At 61.8% G+C, this 18847-nt stretch carries 16 protein-coding genes; 11 read left to right on the top strand and 5 right to left on the bottom strand.

Annotated features, from left to right (window positions below):
- Positions 1-131: 131 nt before the first annotated feature.
- Entirely contained in the window at positions 132-794 is a 663-nt protein-coding gene (locus ACQRBT_RS19105; protein ID WP_104994203.1) for a peptidase C39 family protein, read from the bottom strand.
- A gap of 209 nt (positions 795-1003) precedes the next feature.
- Between ACQRBT_RS19105 and ACQRBT_RS19100 the strand changes: the two genes are divergently transcribed.
- Positions 1004-1159, top strand: a complete 156-nt coding sequence (locus ACQRBT_RS19100; protein WP_162843524.1) for a hypothetical protein — start codon at positions 1004-1006, stop codon at positions 1157-1159.
- On the opposite strand, the gene ACQRBT_RS19095 is transcribed toward ACQRBT_RS19100, so the two are convergent.
- Positions 1156-1566 carry a hypothetical protein gene (locus ACQRBT_RS19095; RefSeq protein ID WP_060756766.1) on the bottom strand — a complete coding sequence of 137 codons (411 nt, stop codon included), beginning with the start codon at positions 1564-1566 and terminating at the stop codon, positions 1156-1158. The two genes, ACQRBT_RS19100 and ACQRBT_RS19095, sit on opposite strands and share 4 nt — an antisense overlap.
- Before the next feature lie 219 nt (positions 1567-1785).
- Between ACQRBT_RS19095 and ACQRBT_RS19090 the strand changes: the two genes are divergently transcribed.
- From ACQRBT_RS19090 to ACQRBT_RS19075, 4 genes are all read left to right on the top strand, one after another.
- On the top strand, positions 1786-5007 hold the full coding sequence (locus tag ACQRBT_RS19090; protein ID WP_412047269.1) for an efflux RND transporter permease subunit: 3222 nt from the start codon (positions 1786-1788) through the stop codon (positions 5005-5007).
- Complete coding sequence (locus ACQRBT_RS19085) at positions 4997-6166, top strand: efflux RND transporter periplasmic adaptor subunit (RefSeq protein ID WP_412047270.1); 1170 nt, start codon at positions 4997-4999, stop codon at positions 6164-6166. Before ACQRBT_RS19090 ends, ACQRBT_RS19085 begins: the two co-directional genes overlap by 11 nt.
- Positions 6150-7568, top strand: coding sequence for an efflux transporter outer membrane subunit (locus ACQRBT_RS19080; protein ID WP_412047271.1), 1419 nt, complete (start codon positions 6150-6152; stop codon positions 7566-7568). Before ACQRBT_RS19085 ends, ACQRBT_RS19080 begins: the two co-directional genes overlap by 17 nt.
- Positions 7569-7769: 201 nt before the next feature.
- A complete protein-coding gene (locus tag ACQRBT_RS19075) occupies positions 7770-8228 on the top strand; it encodes an REP-associated tyrosine transposase (RefSeq protein ID WP_412047272.1) in 459 nt (152 codons plus the stop codon).
- 198 nt (positions 8229-8426) lie between these two features.
- Here ACQRBT_RS19075 and ACQRBT_RS19070 read toward each other — a convergent pair whose 3' ends face one another.
- Positions 8427-9710 carry a Zn-dependent hydrolase gene (locus ACQRBT_RS19070; RefSeq protein ID WP_412047273.1) on the bottom strand — a complete coding sequence of 428 codons (1284 nt, stop codon included), beginning with the start codon at positions 9708-9710 and terminating at the stop codon, positions 8427-8429.
- Between the two features lie 178 nt (positions 9711-9888).
- Positions 9889-11376 (bottom strand): NCS1 family nucleobase:cation symporter-1, encoded by a 1488-nt coding sequence (locus ACQRBT_RS19065; RefSeq protein ID WP_090370071.1) that lies wholly within the window; start codon positions 11374-11376, stop codon positions 9889-9891.
- A 591-nt stretch (positions 11377-11967) separates the two neighbouring features.
- Here ACQRBT_RS19065 and hydA point away from each other — a divergent pair.
- The 3 genes from hydA (at position 11968) to preA (ending at position 16174) form a co-directional block, all read left to right on the top strand.
- Entirely contained in the window at positions 11968-13407 is a 1440-nt protein-coding gene (hydA, locus tag ACQRBT_RS19060) for a dihydropyrimidinase (RefSeq protein ID WP_104994209.1), read from the top strand.
- A 125-nt stretch (positions 13408-13532) separates the two neighbouring features.
- Positions 13533-14900, top strand: a complete 1368-nt coding sequence (locus ACQRBT_RS19055) for an NAD(P)-dependent oxidoreductase (RefSeq protein WP_412047275.1) — start codon at positions 13533-13535, stop codon at positions 14898-14900.
- Complete coding sequence (preA, locus tag ACQRBT_RS19050; RefSeq protein ID WP_412047274.1) at positions 14900-16174, top strand: NAD-dependent dihydropyrimidine dehydrogenase subunit PreA; 1275 nt, start codon at positions 14900-14902, stop codon at positions 16172-16174. Before ACQRBT_RS19055 ends, preA begins: the two co-directional genes overlap by 1 nt.
- A 121-nt stretch (positions 16175-16295) precedes the next feature.
- On the opposite strand, the gene ACQRBT_RS19045 is transcribed toward preA, so the two are convergent.
- A complete protein-coding gene (locus ACQRBT_RS19045) occupies positions 16296-16916 on the bottom strand; it encodes a TetR/AcrR family transcriptional regulator (RefSeq protein WP_060756775.1) in 621 nt (206 codons plus the stop codon).
- Positions 16917-17059: 143 nt separating this feature from the next.
- On the opposite strand from ACQRBT_RS19045, the gene ACQRBT_RS19040 reads away from it, so the two are divergent.
- The 3 genes from ACQRBT_RS19040 to copD are packed head-to-tail and all read left to right on the top strand — an operon-like array spanning position 17060 to position 18747.
- Entirely contained in the window at positions 17060-17527 is a 468-nt protein-coding gene (locus ACQRBT_RS19040) for a GNAT family N-acetyltransferase (protein ID WP_198761840.1), read from the top strand.
- Positions 17521-17886: a copper homeostasis periplasmic binding protein CopC gene (gene copC / locus ACQRBT_RS19035; protein WP_060756777.1), complete on the top strand. Its 366-nt coding sequence runs from the start codon at positions 17521-17523 to the stop codon at positions 17884-17886. The genes ACQRBT_RS19040 and copC overlap by 7 nt, the downstream gene beginning before the upstream one ends.
- Positions 17887-17889: 3 nt before the next feature.
- Complete coding sequence (copD, locus tag ACQRBT_RS19030; protein ID WP_161549208.1) at positions 17890-18747, top strand: copper homeostasis membrane protein CopD; 858 nt, start codon at positions 17890-17892, stop codon at positions 18745-18747.
- Positions 18748-18847: the final 100 nt, after the last annotated feature.

Here is an 18847-nt window from a genome sequence, read left to right as displayed (position 1 = left end):
GCTGGGTGGCGCAGCCGCCCCAACAAGAACGCCGCGGTGTTTCAGGAATACCGAGGTGACCGGATTTGGGGCGGCTGCGCCGCCCAGCGCGGGGCAAGCCCGCTCACTACACTCGCGCCTTGGGCGCGGTTTTATTTGCGCTCCGCCAGCACCTTGAGCGCCTGCGCCGCCGCCCTCTCCTGCCCAGCCTGCGCCGTGGCGTTGGCCGCATCGCGCCAGCGCTGTGCGTCCACATTGGCGGGCAACTGGCTCGGACGCTGGGTCAGGATGGCCCAGTGACCGGCGCTCTTCCACGCTGACTCAAAGTCGCTGAAGCTCATCGACAGCCGTCGCTCCATGCCCGAGCGCAGCAACACCGTGCTCTTTTGCTGATTGAACCCCACCACCACGACATAGCGGGTGCCCGACCAGAAACTCGGGTTGAGCCGCGCCATCACCGGGTAACCCGCGGCGACCTGCGCCAGCACCGCCGTCAGTTGACTGTCCAGCGGATACACCATCAGCCCGTATTCGCGAGCCAGCACCTGCATGTTGCGCTCAAGGTCTGCCTCCGCGCCGGGTAGATGCAGTGGCTTATCCAGCAAGCCAGGTGTCATGACAATGCCTTGTTGCGACAGCATGCTGGCCAAAGCACTGGGGCCACTCAGGTAGGCCTCGCTGCGAAAGGTCGGCACACCATTGAGTTCGACGCGCTCCGGCAGGCCCGGCAGTTTCGACGGCTGCCCGGAACACGCCGCAAGCCCCAAGGTACATGCCAGCAACAGGGTGGTTTTAACGTTCGACCGTAACCGCAATTTTTTACTCTCTTGATCAACTGCCGGTGAGGCTCCAGATCATAGGGTGCTCTGCCACGTCGGTATAGCCTTGAGTCTCAGTAAAACGCCGGGGGTAGAGCAAACAAGTTGGACAGACTCGACCATTGGTCAATAGCAGGCAACCGCCCGGTAGCTAGACTGTCCATAAAGAAGTGTGTGTGTGCCCCAAGGGGCGAAAGGAGGCCAGAATGAGCCTTGCTACAACGATTTTCCTGTTGATCTGCGGTTGGCTGGCTGTCGCCAGTGCCATGTTGTGGGGCGTGATGCGCGTAACCCGTCGCCATCATCACCCCCACGTCAAACCCGCCAAGCCACCAGAGGCGTCGGCGGCACGTCACGCTTAGCCTGGCATGCAATTGAAGTCCTGGGTCGCGGCAACTTCCTTGCCGTGACCATCCTTGAGCACCGCGCGCACGGTAGTGCCGAGGCTCGACTCCACCAGGGTGTAATGCTCACCCGCCTTGAAGTGCTTGTACTCGACCCGCCCCTGGCAGTCCTGCTGGTTGTCGTCGCCTGGCTCTTCTTCAAACAGGGTCACATCCAGGCGATGGTCGCCTGGCGGTACTTCAAAAAAACGCCCGTCATCCACGCGCTTGCCGTCGACGCGTTCGGCCATCAGGTCATTCGGGGCTTCTTCTTTCAAACCGATCCACGCCTCGCTTGGGTCCGCCTTGGGGATCGGGCCGGCACACGCCGACAACAGCAGCACAGCACCGAGGGCAGGAATCAAAAGCAAAGGTTTAAGTGACATGGCAGGGCTCCATAGGACATGAGTAAAAAGACGCAGCGAAATGTGTCGCGTCCGATGGATGACAAGCTTGGGGAGCAGCCCTTTGTAGAACAAATGAATACACATGAAAGGTTCTTAAGCGCTTAACTAAATGTTCCTTCATTTGGCTGAAAGGTGCGTGTTAGGTGGGTCGGGCAAGACTGCCGGGGTTTGCAATCCTGCTCCCTCGGAGGTTCACGCATGCTCGGGCTGGTAAAGACCGCACTGCAAAAGCCGTACACGTTTATCGTGTTGGCCATATTCATTTGCATCATCGGGCCGATGGCGGCCCTGCGAACCCCTACGGATGTGTTTCCCGATATCGGCATCCCCGTAGTCGCCGTGGTCTGGCAGTACAACGGCCTGTCACCGGACGCCATGGCCGGCCGGGTGATCTACACCTACGAACGTTCCCTGAGCACCACCGTCAACGACATCGAACATATCGAATCGCAATCGCTGCCCGGCATGGGCATCGTGAAGATCTTCTTCCAACCCGGCGTGGATATCCGTACCGCCAACGCCCAGGTGACCGCTGTTTCACAAACCGTGCTCAAGCAGATGCCACCCGGCATCACGCCGCCACTGATCCTCAACTACAGCGCCTCCACGGTGCCGATCCTGCAAATGGCGTTCTCCAGCCCCAGCCTCTCGGAAGCCAAGATCCGCGACCTGGTGCAGAACAACATTCGCCTGCCTTTAAGTGCCCTGCCCGGCCTGGCCATGCCTACGCCCATGGGCGGCAAGCAGCGGCAGATCACCCTCGACCTCGACCCCCAGGCACTCGCCGCCAAAGGCCTGTCGGCGCAGGACGTGGGCAACGCCCTGGCGCTGCAAAACCAGATCATCCCGGTGGGCACCGCCAAGCTCGGTCCCAACGAATATACGATTCTGCTCAACAACAGCCCCAAGGCCATCGATGAGCTCAACGACCTGCCGATCAAGACCGTCGACGGCGCGCTGATCACCATCGGCCAAGTCGCCCACGTGCGTGATGGCTCGCCACCGCAGATCAACATCGTGCGGGTCGACGGCCACCGCGCCGTACTGATGCCGGCGCTGAAAAACGGCAGCATTTCCACCCTGTCGATCATCGACGGCATTCGCCAGATGCTGCCGCGCATCAACGAAACCCTGCCACCTTCGCTGAAGACCTCGCTGCTCGGTGACGCCTCGGTGTTCGTCAAGCAATCGGTCGGTAGCGTAGCCCAGGAAGGCATCATCGCCGCGCTGCTGACCAGTGCAATGATCCTGCTGTTCCTCGGCAGTTGGCGCTCCACCCTGATCATTGCCGCCTCGATCCCCCTGGCGGTGCTGTCAGCCATCGCGCTGCTGGCTGTCAGCGGGCAAACCCTCAACGTGATGACCCTCGGCGGGTTGGCGTTGGCGGTCGGGATCCTGGTGGACGACGCCACGGTGACCATCGAGAACATCAACTGGCACCTGGAACAAGGCAAGGCGGTGAAAACCGCGATCCTCGACGGCGCCGCGCAGATCGTCGGCCCGGCATTCGTCTCGCTGCTGTGTATCTGCATCGTGTTCGTGCCGATGTTCCTGCTGAACGGGATTGCCGGCTACCTGTTCCGGCCGATGGCCCTGGCGGTGATCTTTGCCATGGCCAGCTCGTTCATCCTCTCGCGCACGCTGGTGCCGACCCTGGCGATGTTCCTGCTCAAGCCACATACGCCGGAACAAGGCGCGGGGCATCACCCGGAAGATGCATTCATCAACCACCACGAGGGCGAGCAGCACCAGAAACCGCGCAATCGCCTGCTGCAATCGGTGCTGAATTTTCAGCAAGGCTTCGAGCGTCACTTCTCGAACATCCGCGACACCTACCACGGCCTGCTGACCTTGGCGCTGGGCAACCGCAAACGCTTTATCGCAGGTTTCCTGGCGTGCGTGCTCGCCTCGTTCCTGCTGCTGCCGAGCCTGGGCCAGGATTTTTTTCCGGCCACCGACGCCGGCGCCCTGGCCCTGCACGTACGCTTGCCGCTGGGCACGCGTATCGAAGAAAGCGCGGCGGCGTTCGACCGCATTGAAGCGCGAATTCGCGAAGTGATCCCGCCGCAAGAGCTGGACACCATCGTCGACAATATCGGCATTCCGCTGAGCGGCATCGACATGGCCTACAGCAGCAGCGGCACTATCGGTCCGCAGGATGGCGACATCCAGGTCAGCCTGAAAAAAGACCATGCGCCCACCGCCGACTACGTGAAAAAACTGCGTGAAGCCTTGCCGCAGAGTTTCCCCGGCAGCCACTTCGCGTTCCTGCCGGCCGATATCAGCAGCCAGATCCTCAACTTCGGCGCCCCTGCACCACTGGATGTGAAAATCTCCGGGCGCAGCGATGCAGAAAACCGCGCCTACGCCGTGGAACTGGAACGTCGCCTGTCGCACATCCCAGGCATCGCCGACTTGCGTATCCAGCAGTCCACCGGCTACCCGTCGCTGCAGGTCAACGTCGACCGCATGCGTGCCAATGGCCTGGGGATTACCGAGAAGGACGTGACCAACAGCATGGTCGCCTCCCTCGCGGGCAGCTCGCAAACCGCGCCGACCTTCTGGCTGAACCCGGCGAACGGCGTGTCGTACTCCATCGTCGCCGCAACGCCGCAATACCGCCTGGACAGCTTGCCGTCACTAGAAGCCCTGCCGGTCACAGGGGCTGATGGCCAGTCGCAAATTCTCGGCGGCGTGGCAACCATCTCCCGCGTGCAAAGCCCGGCGGTGGTGACTCACTACAATATCCAACCGACCCTGGACCTGTACGCCAACGTGCAAGGCCGTGACCTGGGGGGCGTGGCCCGTGACGTGCAAAAAGTGCTCGACGATACCGCTTCCATGCGCCCCAAAGGCGCGGTGATCAGCCTGCATGGGCAAATCGACGCGTTGCACGAAGCCTTCAGCGGCTTGAGCTTCGGCCTGCTCGGTGCGGTCGTGCTGATCTACCTGCTGATCGTGGTCAACTTCCAGTCGTGGGTCGACCCGTTCGTGATCATCACCGCCTTGCCGGCTGCCTTGGCGGGCATCGTGTGGATGCTGTTCCTCAGCGGCACCTCGCTGTCGGTGCCGGCGCTCACCGGCGCCATCCTGTGCATGGGCGTGGCCACCGCCAACTCGATCCTGGTGGTGAGCTTCTGCCGCGAACGCCTGGCCGAACATGGCGATGCGCTAAAGGCTGCGCTGGAAGCCGGCTACACACGCTTTCGCCCGGTGTGCATGACCGCCCTGGCGATGATCATCGGCATGTTGCCGCTGGCCCTTTCCGAAGAGCAAAACGCGCCTCTGGGCCGGGCGGTGATCGGCGGCTTGATCCTCGCCACCACTGCCACTTTGTTGTTTGTTCCCGTGGTCTTCAGCCTGGTCCACGGTCGTCACTCTACTCGCGCTGTTGCTGGAGAAACTTCACATGTCGTCTGATCACAAACCCTCGCGCAAGCGCTTGATGCTCATGGGTGTCGGCGGCCTGACTGTGGCCGCCCTGTTGGTCGCCAACGGCCTGCACGCCCGCACACTGCACGAGCAATCGGTTACCGCCTGGACGGAAACCGCCGCCATCCCACAGGTGATGGTGTTCCAACCCCAACAGAACGCCGCCGGCGATACCCTGCGCTTGCCCGCGCACCTTGAAGCCTGGAGCAAGGCACCGATCCACGCCCGGGTCAGCGGCTATTTGAAGGACTGGAAAGTCGACATCGGCAGCCCGGTGAAAGCCGGCCAGGTGCTCGCCGAAATCGACAGCCCGGACCTCGATCAGCAGGTGGCACAAGCCCACGCCCGGCTGATTCAGCAACAGGCTGATGCACGCCTGGCGCAAACCACCGCCACACGCTGGCAAAACCTGCTGGCCAGCCACTCGGTGTCGCATCAGGAGGCCGATGAAAAAACCTCCAATGCCGCCGCCGCCAAAGCCAACGCCGAAGCCGCCGCTGCCGATTACGCACGCCTGTCGGCGCTGGAGAGCTACAAGACCCTGCGCGCGCCCTTCAACGGCACCATCACCGCACGCAACACCGATATCGGCCAGTTGATCAAGGCCGATACCGATAGCGACCCGGAGCTGTTCGATATCGCCGACACGCATCAGCTACGCCTCTACGTGCCGGTGCCACAGAACTATGCGGCGGTGATCCGCCCGGGCCTTGAAGCCGAGCTGACAGTGCCCGAGCATCCCGGCGAACACTTCAAGGCGCGCCTGATCGGCGACTCCACCGCCATCGATCGCCGCTCCGGCACCCTGCTCGCCCAGTTCGTCGCCGACAACCCCAAGGGCGAGTTGCTGCCGGGTGACTATGCCGAAGCCACCCTGCCGATTCCGGCAGACACCCACGGCGTCAGCATTCCGGCCAGCGCGTTGATCTTTCGCGCCCAAGGCACCCAAGTCGCGGTGCTGGATGCGCAGAACCACGTGCACCTGCGGGACATCCACATCGGCCTCGACCTCGGCGAGCGCCTGGTCGTCGACCAAGGTTTGAAACCCGCCGACCGCGTGGTCGACAACCCACCCGACGCCCTGCGCGAAGGTGACCCGGTACAACTGGCCGATGCCTCCGGAGGTGCGCATGCGCCCAAGGCTTAAACCCCTCGCCGCATTGATGCTGCTGATGCTGCAAGGCTGCTCGATGGCCCCCGCCTACCAGGTGCCGGCGGTGGACCTGCCGGCCGGCTACCGTGAACAGACCAGCGACGGTCCGTGGCACAGCGCGCAACCGTCCGATCACCTGGCTCCCCAGTGGTGGAAGCTCTACCACGACTCGCGCCTCAATGACCTGCAACAACAACTGCTCAAGGCCAACCCGGACCTGGCTGCGGCGCTGGCACACTTCGATGCGTCCCAGGCCTACGCCAGCCAACTGCACGCAGGGCTGTTCCCGCAGATCACCGCCAGCGCACAAACCTTGCGTCAGCGCCAGTCGGATTCACGGCCACTGCGCGGCGCCACGCAGCCGTCGGTTTACAACAGCAATAGCGCCGGGTTTGCCCTGAGCTACGACCTGGACCTATGGGGCAAGATCCGTAATCAGGTCGCCGCCGGGGATGCCCAGGCGCAGGCGTCCGGGGACGACCTGGCGGTGGCACGCCTGAGCCTGCAACACCAGTTGGCGACCCTGTATGTGCAACTCAATGGGCTGGATGCGCAAGCGCGGATCCTCAACCGCTCGCTGGATGATTTCAGCCAGGCATTGCAACTGACCCGTAGCCGCTATGAAGGTCAGATTGCTTCTGAGCTGGACCTGACCCGCGCCCAAAACCAACTGGCCGAAGCCAAGGCACAATGGGATGAAGTGCGTGGGCAACGCAACCTGACCGAACATGCCATCGGCGAATTGGTCGGCGTAGCGGCCAGCGACTTCACCTTGCCGGCAAGTCAGCAACTGATCGCTTTGCCAGGAATGCCTTCACAACTGCCGAGCCAACTGCTGCAACGTCGCCCCGACATCGCGGCGGCGGAACGCCGAGTGTTTGCCGCCAATGCCAATATTGGCGTGGCCAAGGCGGCCTGGTATCCGGATTTCAGCCTGACCGGCTTGATTGGCGGGCAGACCCAAGGCGTCGGCAACCTGCTGTCGGCCGGCAACCGTTACTGGGCGCTGGGGCCGTTGGTAAACCTGCCGATCTTTGATGGCGGACGCTTGAGCGCCAATGAGCGCCAGGCCAAAGCCGAGTTTGAAGAAGCCTCTGCGCAATACCGCAGCCAGGTGTTGAAGGCCGTGCGGGAGGTGGAAGATAACCTGGCGCAGCTAAGGGATTTGCAACAGGAGGCACAGGATGAACAGGCGGCGGCGGATGCGGCGCAGCATACCGAGTCTCTGGCGATGAACAGCTATCAGGCCGGGGCGGTGAGTTATCTGGATGTGGTGACTGCACAAACCGCCGCACTGCAGGCGCAGAGAACCTTGCAGGCGGTGCAGACACGGCAGTTACAGGCGAGCGTGGGGTTGGTCACGGCATTGGGGGGTGGATGGCAACCTGACGCATGAGCTGACGACCGCTATCGGGAGCAAGCCCCCTCCCACACTGGTCCTACGACCAGACACATTATGTATGCACGCCGCAGAGCCAATGTGGGAGGGGGCTTGCTCCCGATAGCGTCCGCCTGGACACATCCTGCCAAACCCCTGCCCATCAGCCTCTCACTCCCCAATCTAGCCTCTCTAAACCCATCTAGAGAGGCCCAGGGAATGGCAGATCTACCCGCTTCACACCGCCTGCGTATCGGTCGTTTCAGCGAACCGAACCGCATCTATCTCATCACCACCAACACCCACGAACGCTTACCCCTATTCAGCGACTTCCACCTCGGCCGCCTGGTGGTCTGGCAATTTCGGCTGGCCCAATACAAAGGGCTGGCGAACTCCATGGCCTGGGTCGTCATGCTGGACCATTTCCATTGGTTGCTCGAGCTGAAAAAAGGCTCGCTGGCGGATCTGATGTGCCAGGTGAAATCCAGAAGTACGCGAACCGTCAACGGTGCGAGTGGGCGCAAGGGACGGCTCTGGCAGGAAGGCTTCCATGACTGGGCGCTGCGCAAGGAGGACGACTTGGTAAAAATGGCCAGATACGTGGTGGCCAACCCGCTGCGAGCGGGGTTGGTGAAGCGCATAGGTGACTATCCGCTATGGGACGCAATCTGGATATAGCGCCAAACATTGCGCAGTGTGAGTCCAATGTGGGAGGGGGCTTGCTCCCGATGGACTGCGTAGCAGGCCCATTTTTGAGGCCGCTGCGCGGCCTATCGGGAGCAAGCCCCCTCCCACAGGTTATCCATCGTCCGCTCTGTCGCTTATTAACTGACTGGCATTAGGGCTCGCCCCCCACCCACCTTCCTCAACTGCTTTTCAGGCAGCGAGTCTGCCGCTGGCGATGGCGGCTGAAGCAGCAACCATTGCGCGCAACAAGACTGCACAGCCTGCCGCCAGATCATCCGGGGTGGCGTTTTCGATTTCGTTGTGGCTGATGCCGCCTTCACACGGCACGAAGATCATCCCTGCCGGGCCGAGTTCAGCGACGAAAATCGCGTCGTGCCCTGCCCCGCTGACGATGTCCATGTTCGACAGGCCCAGGCCATTGGCCGCGTCGCGCACAGCCTTGACGCAGCCCTGGTCGAAATACAGCGGGGGGAAATCCGCCGTAGGCTCCATCTCGAAGCTCAGGCCATGTTTGGCACAGGTCTCATCGATCACCTTGCGCACTTGGGCAATCATCGAATCCAGCCGCGCCGGCTCCAGATGGCGGAAGTCCAGGGTCATGCGTACTTCACCCGGAATGACGTTGCGCGAGCCAGGATAGGCTTGCAGGCAACCCACGGTTCCACACGCATGGGGCTGGTGCCCCAACGCCGCTGCATTCACCGCCGCCACCACCGCTGCCGCGCCGACCAAAGCATCCTTGCGCAGGTGCATCGGCGTCGGTCCCGCATGGGCTTCAACGCCGCGCAGTTTCAGGTCGAACCACTTCTGCCCCAATGCCCCCAGCACCACACCGATGGTTTTTTTCTCGTCCTCGAGAATCGGCCCTTGTTCGATATGCGCCTCGAAATACGCGCCGACTTTGTGCCCGCTGACCGGACGCGTCCCCGCGTAGCCGATCGCATTCAACGCATCGCCCACGCTGACCCCCTCCGCATCGACCCTGGCCAGGGTATCGGCCAAGGTGAATTTCTCGGCGAACACCCCGGAGCCCATCATGCACGGTGGAAAACGCGAGCCTTCTTCGTTGGTCCACACCACCACTTCCAGCGGGGCCTCGGTTTCCAGCTTCAGGTCATTGAGCGTGCGCAGCACTTCCACGCCCGCCAGCACGCCAAAGCACCCGTCAAACTTGCCCCCGGTGGGTTGGGTGTCGATATGGCTGCCGGTCATTACCGGTGGCAGGTTGGGATTGCGCCCGGGGCGGCGCGCGAAGATATTGCCGATGCCGTCGATGGTGACCGTGCAACCCGCCTCCTCGCACCACTGCACGAACAGATCGCGGGCCTTGCGATCGAGGTCGGTCAGGGCCAGGCGGCATACGCCGCCCTTGGGCGTGGCGCCGAGCCTGGCCAGGTCCATCAGGGACTGCCACAAGCGGTCGCGGTTGATGTGCTGATGGGTGGATTGCAGAACGTCCATCACAGCGTTCATGGGGGATCTCCTCAGGCTACATTTCTTATGGGTTGACCCGATTCCAGGCATGGAATGAGGCCAAAAATGTGGGAGCGGGCTTGCTCGCGAATGCGGTCTTCCAGACGACATTTGCAGCGACTGACGCGGCCTCATCGCGAGCAAGCCCGCTCCCACATTTGAATTGCATTTCAACCTCTCACAACGAGGATTTGGCCGTGACCGGGCTGATGCCGCGCTTGGCATTCAGGCCGTAATACAACACGCCGCCCAGTGCCGAACCGGTAAACCAGCCGTAGCTGTAGAACCAACTGAACGCGTCGCTGCCCAGCGATAGCAAGGTCAGCACCACCGGCACGCCGAAGGCGATAAAGCCACTCCAGTTCCAAGCAGGGTAAATGTCATCGCGGTACAGGCCGGCGAGGTCCAATTGCTGTTTGCGGGTGATGAAGTAGTCCACCACCATGATCCCGGCGATAGGCCCCAGCAGGCTTGAATAGCCGAGCAACCAGTTGGAATAGACGGTCTCCAGGCTCACATCGGAAACAATCAGCCCGAGCTTTTTCAGCAACTCGTGGCCCATCAATGCCAGCCCCACCAAGCCAGTCAAGATCACGGCGGTGGTGCGGTTGATCAGCTTGGGCGCAATGTTCTGAAAGTCATTGGTGGGCGACACGATGTTCGCCGCCGTGTTGGTGGACAACGTCGCGATAATGATCAACGCCATGGCAATCGCAACCCACACCGGGCTCTGGATATGCCCGATCAGGCTCACCGGGTCGGACACGCTGACACCCACCAGCTTGACCGACGCAGCTGTCATGATCACGCCGAGGGCGGCGAACAGGAACATGGTCAGCGGCAGGCCGAAAATCTGCCCCAGGATCTGGTCCTTCTGGCTCCTGGCGTAGCGGCTGAAGTCGGGAATATTCAGCGACAACGTGGCCCAGAAACCCACCATCGCAGTGAGCCCGGCCATGAAGTAACCGGTGAGGCTCGCGCCTTCAGGGCGCTTGGGTGGGATGGCCATGAGCTCGCTGAGCGACACATTCGGCATCGCCCACACCAGCAGACCGATCCCCACCGCCACCAGCAACGGTGCCGACAGGGTTTCCAGGCGCTTGATCGACTCGGCGCCACGCAATACCACCCACAGGTTCAGGGTCCAGAAGATCATGAAGCCGATCACTTCGCCAGTGCCGCCCAGGGACTTCCAGCCCTCGAAAATCGAGCCCAGGAACAGGTGGATCGCCAGCCCGCCAAACATCGTCTGGATCCCGAACCAACCGCACGCCACCAGCGCCCGGATCAGGCACGGCACATTGGAGCCGAGAATGCCGAAGGACGAACGCAACAACACCGGAAAGGGAATGCCGTACTTCGTGCCGGGAAACGCGTTAAGGGTCAGCGGGATCAGCACCACGATATTGGCCAGCAAGATCGCCATCAGCGCCTCGCCCACCGTCAGCCCGAAGTAGGCCGTCAGTACCCCGCCCAGGGTGTAGGTCGGCACGCAGATCGACATGCCGACCCACAGCGCGGTGATGTGCCATTTGTTCCAGGTGCGTTCATGCACCTTGGTCGGTGCCATGTCGTGGTTATAGCGAGGGCTGTCGAGGACGTCGGGGCCGGCGTCGAGTTCGTACAGGCCGTTGCGTTCAATGACTTGCGATCTGTTCTGTTGCATGGCCGCTCCACGGTTTTTTCGAATTATTGTTGCTCACCCAGGGTTTGAACCTGGGTGGCCGGAGTACCGCGTTAACAACATGACATCACGGGTCCGGCCAGCCGCCATTGCACTCAATAACCGTGCCGACCGCCCACCTCGAACCCACACCGCTTATATAACGTACTGATGTTTATCAACTTTCCGATTGAGCCTCAGGCACTCGCCGCGCTACTCAGGCTAAATAACGTGGAAGTTGTCAGAACCGTCAGGACTCAATCTGGTGCAACACAATTATTTTTATTTACCGGCCCCGTCAAGAGGCATCTCTCAAGCGTCTGATTTGCAATAAGAAATGTTGCTCAATTTAAGAACCTGTCAAGTGCGTCAAAATGGTGAGACATCGCTACATTTTGGTGATTTTTATTTTTTATCCTTATAAATCAATATATTAAATACGATATAAGCTTATAAAAAATCTTCTTGCCCAATCGAAAATCTCGGGCTAGTTTCTATTCCTGTCACCGATGACAAGAATTAACCGAGCATCGGAAAGCAGCATTACAACACTTAGAACTGGCACAAGCCGGTCAAGCCTGTGAGGAACTCGACATGTCGCTGTTGATCCGTGGCGCCACCGTTATTACCCATGATGAAAGTTACCGCGCCGATGTTTTATGCGCAGACGGTCTAATCCGGGCCATAGGGACTCAGCTGGATATTCCCGCCGGCACTGAAATACTCGACGGCAGCGGCCAATACTTGATGCCTGGCGGCATCGACCCTCATACCCATATGCAACTGCCCTTCATGGGCACCGTGGCCAGCGAAGATTTTTTCACTGGCACGGCGGCGGGCCTGGCGGGAGGCACCACCTCGATCATTGACTTTGTGATTCCCAATCCCCAGCAGTCATTGCTTGAAGCCTTTCACCAGTGGCGCGGCTGGGCACAGAAGTCTGCGGCCGACTACGGTTTTCACGTGGCGATCACCTGGTGGAGCGAGCAGGTACGCGAGGAAATGGCCGAACTGGTCAGCCATCACGGCATCAACAGCTTCAAGCACTTCATGGCCTACAAGAACGCGATCATGGCGGCCGATGACACGCTGGTCGCCAGCTTCGAACGCTGCCTGGAACTGGGCGCGGTGCCCACTGTGCATGCGGAAAACGGCGAGCTGGTGTATCACCTGCAACGCAAGCTGATGGCCCAGGGCATCACCGGGCCGGAAGCACACCCGCTGTCGCGGCCGTCCCAGGTGGAGGGTGAAGCGGCCAGCCGCGCAATCCGTATCGCCGAGACCCTGGGCACGCCGTTGTACCTGGTGCACGTATCGACCCAGGAGGCCCTCGACGAAATCACCTACGCCCGTGGCAAGGGCCAGCCGGTGTATGGCGAGGTCCTCGCCGGCCACCTGCTGCTGGACGACAGCGTCTACCAGCACCCCGACTGGCAAACCGCCGCAGGCTACGTGATGAGCCCGCCGTTCCGCCCACGCGGGCATCAGGAGGCGCTGTGGCGTGGGCTGCAATCGGGCAACCTGCACACCACCGCCACCGACCATTGCTGCTTCTGCGCCGAACAAAAAGCCGCCGGCCGTGACGACTTCAGCAAGATCCCCAACGGCACCGCCGGTATCGAAGACCGCATGGCGCTGCTGTGGGATGAGGGCGTCAACACCGGGCGCCTGTCGATGCAGGATTTCGTCGCGCTGACCTCCACCAATACCGCGAAGATCTTCAACCTCTACCCGCGCAAGGGCGCGATCCGGGTGGGTGCGGATGCCGACCTGGTGCTGTGGGACCCGCAGGGCACACGGACCATTTCCGCCAAGACCCACCACCAGAATGTCGACTTCAACATCTTCGAAGGCAAGACCGTACGCGGTGTGCCGAGCCACACCATCAGTCAGGGCAAGCTGGTCTGGGCCGATGGCGACCTGCGCGCCGAACGCGGCGCCGGGCGGTATGTGGAGCGGCCTGCGTATCCGCCGGTGTTCGAGCAGTTGAGCAAACGGGCTGAGCATTCCAGGCCGGTGGCCGTGAACCGCTGAGCGCGCATTCGCGAGCAAGCCCGCTCCCACATTCGACTGTGGGAGGGGGCTTGCTCCCGATGAGGCCAGTACAGGCAACAACAATGCCCGCCAGAGGCAACCCACAAAACCGTGAGGCCAACCCCGTGATCCAGACCCTGACCCACCTCCCCCACCCCCAAGAAGACGGCGCAACGCTGGCCAGCCATTTCAGCGACCTGGCGCCGCCCCTCAATCGCCGACAAGCCCAGCTGGAAGCCTCGCGTTGCCTGTATTGCTACGACGCGCCGTGCGTGAATGCGTGCCCCAGCGAGATCGATATCCCCTCGTTCATCCGCAATATCCACACCGATAACGTGCAGGGTGCGGCGCAGAAAATCCTCTCGGCCAACATCCTCGGCGGCAGTTGCGCTAGGGTGTGCCCCACCGAAATCCTGTGCCAGCAAGCTTGCGTGCGTAACCACGCCGAGGAATGCGCCCCGGTGCTGATCGGCCTGTTGCAACGCTACGCGATCGACAATGCGCACTTCAGCGAACACCCGTTCCAGCGCGCCGCGCCCACCGGCAAACGCATCGCGGTGGTCGGCGCCGGGCCTGCGGGGCTGGCCTGCGCCCATCGCGCCGCCTTGCACGGGCATGACGTGGTGATTTTCGAGGCGCGGGAGAAAGCCGGCGGGCTGAATGAATACGGCATCGCCAAATACAAGTTGGTGGATGACTTTGCGCAAAAGGAGTTGGATTTCCTGCTGCAGGTCGGCGGTATCGAGATTCGCCACGGCCAGCGCCTGGGCGATAACCTGACCTTGAGCGAGCTGCACCAGCAATTTGACGCGGTGTTCCTCGGCCTCGGCCTGGCCGCCAGCAAACAACTCAGTCTGCCCCACGAAGAGGCTCCCGGCCTGCTGGCCGCCACCGACTACATCCGCGAGCTGCGCCAGGCCGAGGACCTCACCCAACTGCCCCTGGCCGACCGCTGCATCGTGCTCGGCGCCGGCAACACCGCCATCGACATGGCCGTGCAAATGGCCCGCCTGGGTGCCCGCGATGTGAACCTGGTGTACCGCCGTGGCCTGGCGGACATGGGCGCAACCCAGCATGAGCAGGACATCGCCAAGGCCAATCAGGTGCGCCTGCTGACCTGGGCCCAGCCCGAAGCCGTGCTGCTGGATGATCACGGTCGTGTGCGCGGCATGCGCTTTCTGCGCACGCACATGGAAAATGGGCGTCTGCACGCGACCGGCGAAACCTTCGAATTGGCCGCCGACGCCATCTTCAAGGCCATCGGCCAGGGCTTCGACAACGCCGCCCTGCACGACCCGCTGGCCCAGCAACTGCACCGCGTCGGCGAGCGGATCTTCGTCGACGAGCAGCTGCGCACCAGTATTCCAGGCGTCTATGCCGGCGGCGATTGCGTCAGCCTCGGCCAGGACCTCACCGTGCAGGCGGTGCAACACGGCAAGCTGGCCGCCGAGGCCATGCACACCCAACTCATGCTGAACGTGGAGGCTGCGTAATGGCCGATCTTTCGATTGTGTTCGCCGGTATCAAGGCTCCCAACCCCTTCTGGCTGGCCTCCGCACCGCCCACCGACAAAGCCTACAACGTGGTCCGCGCCTTCGAGGCCGGCTGGGGCGGCGTGGTGTGGAAAACCCTGGGGGAAGACCCGGCGGCGGTCAATGTGTCGTCACGCTACTCGGCCCACTACGGCGCCAATCGTGAAGTGCTGGGCATCAACAATATCGAGCTGATCACCGACCGTTCCCTGGAGATCAACCTGCGGGAAATCACCCAGGTCAAAAAGGACTGGCCGGACCGTGCGCTGATCGTGTCGCTGATGGTGCCCTGCGTCGAACAGTCGTGGAAAAACATCCTGCCCTTGGTGGAGGCCACCGGCTGCGACGGTATCGAGCTGAATTTCGGCTGCCCCCACGGCATGCCCGAACGCGGCATGGGCGCAGCGGTAGGCCAGGTGCCGGAGTATGTCGAACAAGTCACGCGCTGGTGCAAGACGTACTGCTCGCTGCCGGTGATCGTCAAGCTCACGCCGAATATCACCGACATTCGTGTGGCGGCGCGGGCGGCCTATCGCGGCGGTGCGGACGCGGTCTCGCTGATCAACACCATCAACTCCATCACCAGTGTCGACCTGGAACGCATGGTCGCCCTGCCGGTGGTCGGCACCCAGAGCACCCACGGCGGGTATTGCGGTTCGGCGGTCAAGCCGATTGCCTTGAACATGGTCGCGGAAATCGCCCGTGACCCGCAGACCCAGGGCCTGCCGATCTGCGGCATTGGCGGCATCGGCAACTGGCGCGATGCCGCCGAATTCGTCGCGCTGGGGTGCGGCGCGGTGCAGGTGTGCACGGCGGCGATGTTGCATGGGTTTCGGATTGTGGACGAGATGAAGGATGGGCTGTCCCGTTGGATGGACAGCCAGGGGCACACCAGCCTGCAGGATTTTTCCGGGCGGGCGGTGGGCAATACCACGGATTGGAAGTACCTGGACATCAATTACCAGGTCATCGCCAAGATCGATCAGGCGGCGTGCATCGGCTGCGGGCGTTGTCATATCGCCTGTGAAGATACCTCGCACCAGGCGATCGCGAGTGTGAAACTGGCGGATGGCACGCATCAATACAGCGTGATCGATGATGAGTGCGTGGGCTGCAACCTGTGCCAGATCACCTGCCCGGTGGCGGATTGTATCGAGATGGTGCCGATGGAGACGGGCAAGCCGTTTTTGAATTGGACGCAGGATCCGCGCAACCCCTACCGGGAGGCGGTGTAGGGCTTCAGGCCGCTATCGGGAGCAAGCCCCCTCCCACAGTTGATTGCATGCCTCCAGGTGAATGCGGTCATTTGTGGGAGGGGGCTTGCTCCCGATGAGGCCACCACTCACAACACAAACCTCAAGGTTCCAACCCAATCCCCCGCAGAATCACACTGGTCACCGTCTGAATGGCCTTCTCGAACTGCATGTCCGACAGCGGCTGGTGATCATTCAGAATCGTCACCTGATGATCAAAGTCCGCATAGTGCTGGGTCGATGCCCAGATCATATACAGCAGGCTCGACGGCTCCACCGGCAGGATGCGTTTGTCTTCCACCCATTGGCGAATTTTCGCTTCCTTCATCTTGGCCCAGTCGTACAGGCTTTCATCCAGCGCCTGGCCCAGGGTTGGCGCGCCGTGGATGATTTCGTTGGCCCAGACTTTCGACCCATAGGGCCGCGTGCGCGAGCGCTGCATCTTGGCGCGGATGTAGCTGCTCAACACCACACGCGGATCGTCGAAGGTTTCGAAGCTCAGGGCGTCCTGTTTCCAAACGTCCAGCAGGTCGAACAGCACCGCGCTGTAGAGCTCGCTCTTGGTGGTGAAGTAGTAATGCAGGTTGGAGCGCGGCAATTGCACTTCTTCGGCGATGTCGGCCATGGCGGTGCTGCCATAACCTTTCACCGCGAAGACTTTTTCCGCCGCCAACAGGATTTTTTCGACGTTGACTCGACGAATTCCGATCTTGTGATTGCCCATAAGGGCTCCCTGACAACAACATGGCCTCAAGACTACCATCGGCTCCAGGGCGCGGCGACACACCACAATGAAACTTCTGACGCGAACCTTTCCCCTGGAAAACGGATTGGTTAGCATCGCTCTCCCGATCAAGGACCCAGATCATGACTATCCGACCTCGTGTCGCCACTGACGACCCCGTGCTCGGCGCACTGTGGGAGCGCTCGGTACGCGCCACCCATGACTTCCTGCCAGAGGACGACATCCAACGTCTGCTGCCCCTGGTGCGCGACACCTATTTGCCCATGCCTGCCCTGGATGTGTGGGTGTATGAAGACCCGCAGGGTATCGCCGGTTTCATCGGCACCGGCGGGCATAACGTCGAGATGCTGTTTATCGAACCCGACCGCCGTGGCCAAGGCATCGGCCGGCAATTGCTCGACCACGCGCGTGCGCGCCATGACACCCTGACGGTAGACGTCAACGAACAAAACCCACAGGCCGTGGGGTTTTATCTGCACTATGGCTTCATCCAGGTCGCACGCTCGCCGCTGGATGGCGAAGGCAAACCCTTTCCCTTGCTGCATATGGCTCTACCGACTTCCCCACCTGAAGGTATCGAACAATGTTGATCAAGAAAGCCCTGACCACCGTCGCCCTGCTCGCATCCCTGCTGGGCGCCTCGGCCGCGTTTGCGCATGCCCACCTCAAGAGCTCGACGCCTGCGGCCGACAGCACCGTCGCGGCGCCTGCCGACCTGCGCCTGACGTTCAGCGAAGGCGTCGAAGCCGTCTTCACCAAGGTGTCGCTGAGCAAGGACGGCACCGAAGTCGCGATCAAGGGCCTGGAAACCCCCGACGCCGATAAGAAGACCCTGGTCGTCACGCCTGCCGCACCGCTGGCCGCCGGCAACTATCGAGTGGTGTGGAACGCGGTGTCGGTCGACACGCACAAGAGCAACGGCGAATACAGCTTCAAGGTCGGCCAATAATTCATGGCGACACTGCTGGTGCTGTGCCGCTTTGTGCACTTCATCGTCGTGCTGTTGATGTTCGGGGCCTGTGCCTTCAGGCCCTGGTTGTTAGGCACTGAACGGCAACCGGCACTTGACCGGCACCTGCTGCACATCACCCGCGTGCTCGCCGGGTTGGCGCTGTGTTCCGGCGTGGCCTGGTTGTTGTTGATCACCGCCAGCATGGCCGGCAGTTGGAGCGCGGCGCTGCAACCGGCGACCGTGCAGTTGGTGCTGGGCAAAACCTTCTTTGGCCAAGTGTGGGCCTGGCATCTGTTGTTGAACTTGCTGCTGGTGATCGCGCTGGTCAAACCCTGGCCAGCCTTGCGCCTGCCGTTGATCACCCTGCTGCTGGTCACGCTGGCACCAGTGGGCCATGGCGCCATGCTCAATGGGTTGAGCGGGCAACTGCTGATCCTCAACCAGGTGGTACACCTGGTGTGCGTCGGCGCCTGGCTCGGTGGCTTATTGCTGCTGGTGTTGATCCTGAGGCACCCGCGAGAGGATGCGCTGGCAACCATCCTCAAGCGTTTCAGCGGCGTGGGTTATGGCTTGGTCAGCGGGTTGCTGGTGACGGGGCTGATCAATGTGCGCGTGCTCACCGGGCAGCTATGGCCCACGCCGTTGTTCAATGGCTTTGCATTGATTCTGTTGATCAAGGTGCTGCTGGTGCTGGGCATGCTGGCGCTGGCGCTGCTGAACCGCCTGCGTATCGAACGCTGTGATGAACGCCTGGGCAGCTTGAAGGCCAGTGTGATGCTGGAGTGGTTACTGGGCGTAGCGGCGGTGGCGGCGGTGTCCCTGCTCGGCACGCTCCCGCCGATGCTCCTCGCCGACTGAGCCCCAACTTCCGACCACCTCATCATACAACCCCCAGCACACAGAAAATCCCCTGTGGGAGGGGGCTTGCTCCCGATAGCGGTGTGTCATCCACCGCAAG

This window comes from Pseudomonas sp. R19M (genome assembly GCF_050312585.1).
GTDB classification, from domain to species: Bacteria; Pseudomonadota; Gammaproteobacteria; order Pseudomonadales; family Pseudomonadaceae; genus Aquipseudomonas; species Aquipseudomonas palleroniana.
The sequence above is the reverse complement of the archived record's forward strand: the minus strand, read 5'-3'. Positions and strand labels throughout refer to the sequence as shown.